The following is a 7,586-nucleotide window of genomic DNA, read 5'->3' on the forward strand; positions in this document are numbered from 1 at the left end:
AATTTTAGATTCCTATAATTTCTATTTTAAATATATTTTATAGGAATTTTAAAATAACTAGGTTATGCAAGAAGTCTAATGAGTCATATGCTCATATTCAATATGTTGTTAATATTGAGGGTGGTGCTTCACCAATTATGGGATTAACTGTTGATGGTGTAACATCAGCCAGTCCAACTTTACTAACGGGTGTACAATTATTGGAATGAATGAGAACCAGTGATATTTATAAAAAATTAGTGAAAGGGAATGTTACTGTCACAATTGTTAGTTCAGCACGAGTAACTGATCAATTTAACTTGTTATTTTACACTGGTCAAACATGAGCAGTTCAAAATAAATTATTAACTTCTAATTTAGGAATTAATTCATTAAGTACTGGTGTTTTTGGAGAGATTTTTGTTGGAGCGATTGCGGCTTTCGCTTATAATCGTTTTCATAAAACACAATTACCTTCAGCGTTAAGTTTTTTTAGTGGGACAAAATTAGTTCCAATTATTATGTTTATGGCAGTAATTCCATTAGCTTTTATTTTTATGATTATTTGACCATTAATTGGAACTGGGCTAGCATGATTTGGAAATAACTCACGAAAATTACCAGTAGGGTTAGATTCTTTAATCTTTGAGATTTTTGAGCGATCATTAGTGCCATTTGTGTTACATCATGTGTTTTATTCACCATTATGATGAACACAAGCCGGGGGAAGTATGGCAGATTTAATCGCTAATGTTTCAAAAGACCCTTTAAGTTATATGGCTTTTCTTAAAGATTTACAATGAGCTGGTTATATTGATGCTAATATTGATTTAAATACAATTACAGTTGGAGCAGCACAAGCAGCAATTACTAGTTGAGTATCAGAACTAAATGCTTCAACAATAGCAGCAGTTGGTGATCAAACAATTATGTATAAAGTTATTGCTGATCCAAAAATTACCTTTACAATGGTTCAACATATGGGGTTAAATTTAGGACGATTCCAAACTGGGAAGTTCCCATTTATGATGTTTGGATTACCAGCAGCAGCAGGAATGTACTTTAGTGTTCCAAAAGAAAATCGAAAACAAGTAATGGGAATTTACTTTTCAGCAGCCTTTACTTGCTTCTTAACAGGAATTACAGAACCAATTGAATTTACTTTCTTATTTGTAGCACCAGGGTTATTTTATGGTGTTCATATGCCATTATGTGCAATTTCATTTATGTTAATGGGATTATTACATGTGCATACATCAATGACTGTTTCAGGTGGATTTATTGACTTTATTGTCTTTGGTATTATTCCATTTGTTGGTGGAAAAGGAACAAACTTCTATTGAATTCTTGCAGTTGGAATTCCATATATTGGAATTTATTTTTCAGCTTTCTACTTCGCAATTAAATATGGGAAAGTTCAAATTCCTGGTCGTGATGGTATCACAAAACTATATACTAAAGCTGATTTTAAAGCAAAAAAAGGTACTAATGAAACAACTTCATCAGCACCAGCAAAGGGTGATGCGGCAAAAAGAGAAAAGGCACGTAAAATTATTGAATTTTTAGGTGGTGCTGATAATATTACGGCAGTTGATTCATGTGCATCACGTTTACGAATTACAGTTGTTGATAGTAAACTTGTCAATCAAGATGGAATTAAAGGATTAGGTGACAGCACCGGAATGCTTATTCGTGGTCAATCGGTTCAAATTATTTATGGTGGAGAACAAGAAGTAATTAAACCATATATGCGTGAATTATTAGCTGAAATGCGTAATAATAAAGAGACAGCGAATTTAAATTCAAAACAGGGTTAAAATTAAATAGATATCAAAAAAACATTAATTTTTTAATTAATGTTTTTTTGTCTATTTTAACAAATGCTATTTTGTGATAAAATTATAATATATAAAAATGGAGTAGAAAATAATGACATCAATTTTTGGATATCCAAAAGAGGAATTACAATTAGATTTAGTTGCGCATGGTTTTAAGAAGTATTTAGCAGAACAAATCTTTGATTGAATATATGTCAAAAACATATATTCTTTTGATGAAATGACAAATATTTCTAAAACTGATCGTAATAAATTACAAGAATACTATACGATTGAGCCATTAAAAATTGTTGTTCAACAACAGTCAAAAGATGGAACAGTAAAGTTTTTGTTTCAGTTAGCAGATGGTTATAAAATTGAAACAGTTTTAATGCCTCAAAGTTATGGTAATTCTGTTTGTGTTACAACACAAGTTGGTTGTAATATGGCGTGCACTTTTTGTGCCTCAGTACTATTAAAAAAAACCCGGAATTTATCAACTGCCGAAATTGTTCAACAAGTTATGATGGTTAATCGTTATTTAGCAACAACAAATGAACGTGTAAGCCATGCTGTTGTAATGGGAATTGGTGAACCATTTGATAATTTTGATAATATGCTTAAGTTTGTCAACATTATTAATGACTCAAAAGGTTATCAAATTGGTGCGCGCCATATTACAATTTCTACTTGTTGGTTAGTTCCAAAAATTAAACAATTTGCAGAATTAAAGACCCAAGTTAATTTAGCAATTTCATTACATGCTCCAAATAATACGATTCGTAATCAATTAATGCCAATTAATAAAGCTTATCCAGTAGAAAAATTAATGGATGCAGTTCGTTATTATTGAGTTAACTAATCGGCGTGTTACTTTTGAGTATATTTTAATTGAGAATGTTAATGATAGTCGTGAAACAACATTAGAATTAGCAAAGTTAATTCGAGGATTAAATGCTTATGTTAATTTAATTCCTTTAATACAGTTGCAGAAAATGGGTATCAACGCAGTACAAAAATTAATCAATTTTTTGAAATTTTACAACAGCAAAAAATTAATTGTATTGTTCGTCGTGAATTTGGACACGATATTGATGCTGCTTGTGGTCAATTACGAGCTAAAAATGAAGGGATTATTAGAAAATAATTATGCAAATACGGTTTGGATACAAAACTGATATTGGTGCTTATCGTAGTAGTAATCAAGATTACTTTGATTTTGCCAATAATAGTTTTAACAATTATATTGCCATTGTTTGTGATGGGATGGGCGGTCATCAACATGGCGAAGTTGCCAGTAAAATGGCTGTTGATAGTTTGATGGAACATTTTAAACGGACAAATTTTAATCATTTGTCCGATGAAGAAATTAATAAATGGTTTCGTCAAACAATTTTAGCAATTCAACAGGAAATGGTTACTTATGCTCAAATTTATCCTGATACAAGTGATATGGGAACAACAGTTGTTGCTGCCTTAATTGCTAATGGAAAAGTATATATTATTAATATTGGTGATTCACGGTTATATAAATTACATCATGATAAAATTTATCAAATTACTACTGACCAAAATATGGAAAATTCAACAGAATATCGAGAAAAACAAGAATTAGAATTTCAAGGTCAATATAAAAAACAATATAATATGCATACTTTTTGAAAAGTATTAACAAGTGCTTTAGGTCCAACAAAGAATTTAAAAATTGATACTTATGTTATTGAAGATATTAAAGGACAGTATTTATTAACCACCGATGGAATTCATGATTATGTTGATGAAATTGATTTAATTGAAACATTAAAATCAGCAAATAAATTAAACGATAAGGTTAAAATTTTAATTGATCGGGCATTAGAAAATCTATCAACTGATAATTTAACCGGAATTGTTTTTGAAATAACAGATTAAAGCACTGTTATTTTTATTTGTTGTTTTTTTCTTCTTAGTTTTTTGTGTTATGATGTTTACAAGTTAAAATAATAAGGTAAAAGGGTGCAGAAAATGGAACAAATCACAATTGGAACACTGTTACACAATCGTTATCAGGTTTTAGCTAAAATTGCAGATGGTGGTATGGCTGAAGTTTTTGAAGGATATGATATGTTATTAAAGCGGCATGTTGCAATTAAAATTATGACATTAACATTATCAAAAAATAAAGAAGCAGTAGAACGTTTTAATAAAGAATATAATTCAATTGCGCAGTTTTCCCATAATAATGTGGTTAAAGTTTATGGTTCATTTCAGGCGTATGATCGTCATTGTTTAGTTTTGGAATTAGTTAAAGGTTATACTTTGAAAGATCGTTTACTAACATTAGGTCCTTGTACTGTTAAAGAATTATTATATTTTTTTGATGAAATTAATTTAGCTATTACGGAAGCTCATCATAATGATATTATTCATCGTGATATTAAACCAGAAAATATTTTGATTTCATATGATGGTAAAATCAAGGTTGCTGATTTTGGGGTTGCAATTTTAGAAAATAGTGAAGATTTAGAATGTGGCAAAATCATTGGAACATCAAAATATATGGCACCAGAAATTGTTCAATCAAAACCAGCAACAAAACGCAGTGATATTTATGCTTTAGGCATTATGTTATATGAGTTAGCGGTTGGGATGGTTCCTTTTGTTGGAAAAAATCCAACTTTTGTTGCAGTTAAACATGTTAAAGAATTGCCACTACGACCACGGTTAGTAAATCCCTTAATCCCACAAAGTTTAGAAAATGTTATTTTAAAAGCAATTGCGAAAGATCCTAGTGAGCGGTTTCAGACAGTAGTAGATTTTAATACTAGTTTACAAGCAATTGAAACATCAGAACATCGCTCGGAAAAACCTTTAAAGTTATCAAATATGTTTGAAGTAAAAGGTAAGCAGTGTAAGCTTTATGATCGGTATTATTCTTATCCATGATTTTTAAGAATTAAGGTTGCTTGATGATTTAGTTTTTTACTAGTTTGTTTCATTATTGCCTTAGTTTGTCTTTGCTTGTTTTTACCAGGGTAGAATAATATGCATCAAACAGGAATGATTATTCGCATTGTTAGCGAGTTTTGTTATGTTAAAAATGATATTGACCATCAAATTTATGCTTGCAAAGCAAAAGGATTATTTCGTCATCAAGAAATTAAACCAGTTGTTGGTGATTATGTTCAATTTGAAATTCAAAATGACAAGCAAGGAATTATTTATCAAATTGAACCGCGTAAAAATGAATTATACCGGCCACGAATTGCTAATGTTGATCAAGTTATTATTATTACAGCAATGGCAGAACCGGCTTTTAATTCATATTTATTAAATAAATATTTAGTATTTATTGAATACAAAAGTTTAAAACCAGTTATTGTTTTTACTAAAAAAGATTTAGTGAAAACAGATGAACTTTATCAAAAATATTTTAACTGATATCCAAAGTTAGGTTATGAAGTTTATTTTATTAGTAATAAAAAAGATGATAAAAAAGTATGACAACAATTTGAACAACTTTTTCAGAATAAAATCACAGTGTTAACTGGGCAAACTGGTAGTGGGAAATCATCAACTCTAAATACGCTATTACAAGCAGAGATAATTAAAACGCAAGAAATTTCTAAAGCATTAGGCCGCGGAAAACATACAACGACAGCTAGTGCATTATATGGGTTATTAGATGGAATGATTGCTGATACACCAGGTTTTTCAACATTTGATTTAAGAGATTATGAAAAATGAGGATTAGCCCGCTCTTATCATTTATTTAATCAATATGCTAATGAATGTAAGTTTCGAACTTGCTTGCATTTACATGAGCCACATTGCAAAATAAAAGCATTAGTTCAAGCAGATGTTATTCCACATTTTTTTTATAATGATTATGTTTGCATTATGCAAGAACAATAGAAAGAGGTAATGATGAAAAAATATTTTGTTGCACCAAGTGTTTTAAGTGCAAATTATTTAATCCTACAAGAAGAGTTAGCAGCAATTAAGAAAGCAGGTGCTCAATGAATTCATTTTGATGTAATGGATGGTGATTTTGTACCAAATTTAACTTTTGGTCCAAAGATTTTAGCTGATATTACTAGTTATAGCGATTTATATCTTGATTGTCACTTAATGGTTAAAATTAAAAATAGTAGTGTTGAAAATTACTTGCTGCCCTTTATTAAAGCAGGTGCATCAGGAATTACTTTGCATTATGAAGCATTAACTGAATCACAATTAACTGAATTTTTAAGTTTACGAACAAAATTAAACATAAAAATTGGGTTAGCAATTAAACCATCAACTCCAGTTGAAATTATTTACCCGTATTTAAATCGTCTTGATTTAGTCTTAATAATGACAGTAGAACCTGGTTTTGGTGGTCAAGATTTTATTCCAGCAGCAGCAGCAAAGATTAAAATTTTACGACATTATCTTGAACAAAATAATGGCAAAACACTAATTGAAGTTGATGGGGGAATTAATGCTGAAACTGCAACCCTTTGTAAACAATATGGGGTTGATGTGTTAGTAGCGGGTAGTTATTTATTTGGCCATTTTGATTTAGCAGCAAGGTTGAAAGGATTATTAGCAGATGAAAGCAAATAAAGTTTTAATTGTTTGTTCAGAAACAAATTTAGATTTACAGCAGTATCAAAATTATTATAAAATTGGTGTGGAACGAGGTGCCTTATATTTAATTAAAACTTTTGATACTTTTGATCTTTTTTGTTGTGACAAGGATAGTTTAACAACAACAGAAGCAAAACTAATTACTAGTAAAGCAAAAGAGTTATTAATAGTTTCCCAAATTAAAGATTATATTGATGGTGAATTAGCCTTACAAGAAGCGTTAAAATTAAAACCACAAGAAATTATTTTTATTGCACAAGGTAATCGCTTTGATATGGAGTTGAGTTGTTTTAACTTTATTTATCGCTATAATATTATTTTTATGAATGATAATACTTATGCTTATTTATTAAAACCAGGAATGAATGAAGTTTATCAAAAGGCAGATTATCGTTATTTTTCATTATTTAGTTTGCAAGCAGCAACTGTGACAATTAGTAATTTAAAATATAATGCTAACCAATTAAAATTGTCAGAATTATCGCCTAATGCAGTTAGTAATGAATTTCTTAAGTCAGTCGGGAATATTGATGTTTTAACAGGACAAGTTGTTGCAATTTATAGTAAATAAATTATAGTAAATAAAAATCGGTTTTAAAAACCGATTATTTTTTGCTTTAAAATTTGGTACCCATGATCGGGTTCGAACCGATACGAATTTCTTCGGTAGATTTTGAGTCTACTGCGTCTGCCAATTCCGCCACATGGGCATTTGTACCTTTTTAATTTTATCGTATTTTAGAGAAAAAGGAAGCATAAATTTTAAAATTTATGCTTCCTTTTTCTATTATTTTTATTTTGTGACTGTGTCCTTGAACTTTATTTATTGCGCAATTTGACCTTTACGCTTTAATGTTTTTAAAGTTCTTGTTGCAACACGTAATGTTTTAACTTCACCATCAACAACAATGCTTACTTTTTGTAAATTAACATTTCATTTACGACGAGTTGCATTTAACGCGTGTGAACGTTTGTTTCCTGATAAAGTGCTTTTACCAGTAATTTCACATTTTCTTGCCATAATTTCACTCCTTTATATCTACATACTATAAAATAATAACTAATTTTTAAATTAAAAGCAAGTATAAATATAATTTTTTTTATGTAAAGTAAAGATGCAAATAGGACAATTCGCCCTTATTAAGTCAATAATATATTTTTTATTAAAAATTGCAACTA

At 29.5% G+C, this 7,586-nt stretch carries 7 protein-coding genes, 1 tRNA gene and 1 pseudogene; 7 read left to right on the forward strand and 2 right to left on the reverse strand.

Annotated features, from left to right (window positions below):
* Positions 1 to 137 precede the first annotated feature (137 nt).
* From BST80_RS02940 to BST80_RS02970, 7 genes and pseudogenes are all read left to right on the forward strand, one after another.
* Positions 138 to 1,796, forward strand: coding sequence for a PTS transporter subunit EIIC (locus tag BST80_RS02940; RefSeq protein ID WP_415745900.1), 1,659 nt, complete (start codon positions 138 to 140; stop codon positions 1,794 to 1,796).
* Between the two features lie 112 nt (positions 1,797 to 1,908).
* Positions 1,909 to 2,943: pseudogene (gene rlmN, locus BST80_RS02945) on the forward strand (23S rRNA (adenine(2503)-C(2))-methyltransferase RlmN).
* A 2-nt stretch (positions 2,944 to 2,945) separates the two neighbouring features.
* The gene (locus BST80_RS02950; protein WP_415745901.1) at positions 2,946 to 3,707 is read left to right on the forward strand and encodes a PP2C family protein-serine/threonine phosphatase; all 762 of its coding nucleotides are present in this window, start codon (positions 2,946 to 2,948) and stop codon (positions 3,705 to 3,707) included.
* A 93-nt stretch (positions 3,708 to 3,800) separates the two neighbouring features.
* The gene (locus BST80_RS02955) at positions 3,801 to 4,814 is read left to right on the forward strand and encodes a protein kinase domain-containing protein (protein WP_415745902.1); all 1,014 of its coding nucleotides are present in this window, start codon (positions 3,801 to 3,803) and stop codon (positions 4,812 to 4,814) included.
* Between the two features lie 6 nt (positions 4,815 to 4,820).
* Entirely contained in the window at positions 4,821 to 5,690 is an 870-nt protein-coding gene (gene rsgA, locus BST80_RS02960) for a ribosome small subunit-dependent GTPase A (RefSeq protein WP_415745903.1), read from the forward strand.
* A 12-nt stretch (positions 5,691 to 5,702) separates the two neighbouring features.
* Positions 5,703 to 6,383, forward strand: coding sequence for a ribulose-phosphate 3-epimerase (rpe, locus tag BST80_RS02965; protein ID WP_415745905.1), 681 nt, complete (start codon positions 5,703 to 5,705; stop codon positions 6,381 to 6,383).
* Entirely contained in the window at positions 6,370 to 6,978 is a 609-nt protein-coding gene (locus tag BST80_RS02970) for a thiamine diphosphokinase (protein WP_415745904.1), read from the forward strand. Before rpe ends, BST80_RS02970 begins: the two co-directional genes overlap by 14 nt.
* Before the next feature lie 54 nt (positions 6,979 to 7,032).
* On the opposite strand, the gene BST80_RS02975 is transcribed toward BST80_RS02970, so the two are convergent.
* Positions 7,033 to 7,117: transfer RNA gene (locus BST80_RS02975), tRNA-Leu, on the reverse strand.
* Between the two features lie 113 nt (positions 7,118 to 7,230).
* Positions 7,231 to 7,428, reverse strand: coding sequence for a 50S ribosomal protein L28 (gene rpmB / locus BST80_RS02980; protein WP_400248827.1), 198 nt, complete (start codon positions 7,426 to 7,428; stop codon positions 7,231 to 7,233).
* Positions 7,429 to 7,586 lie beyond the last annotated feature (158 nt).

This window comes from Spiroplasma sp. Moj, assembly GCF_016082285.1.
GTDB lineage: Bacteria > Bacillota_I > Bacilli_A > Mycoplasmatales > Mycoplasmataceae > Spiroplasma > Spiroplasma phoeniceum.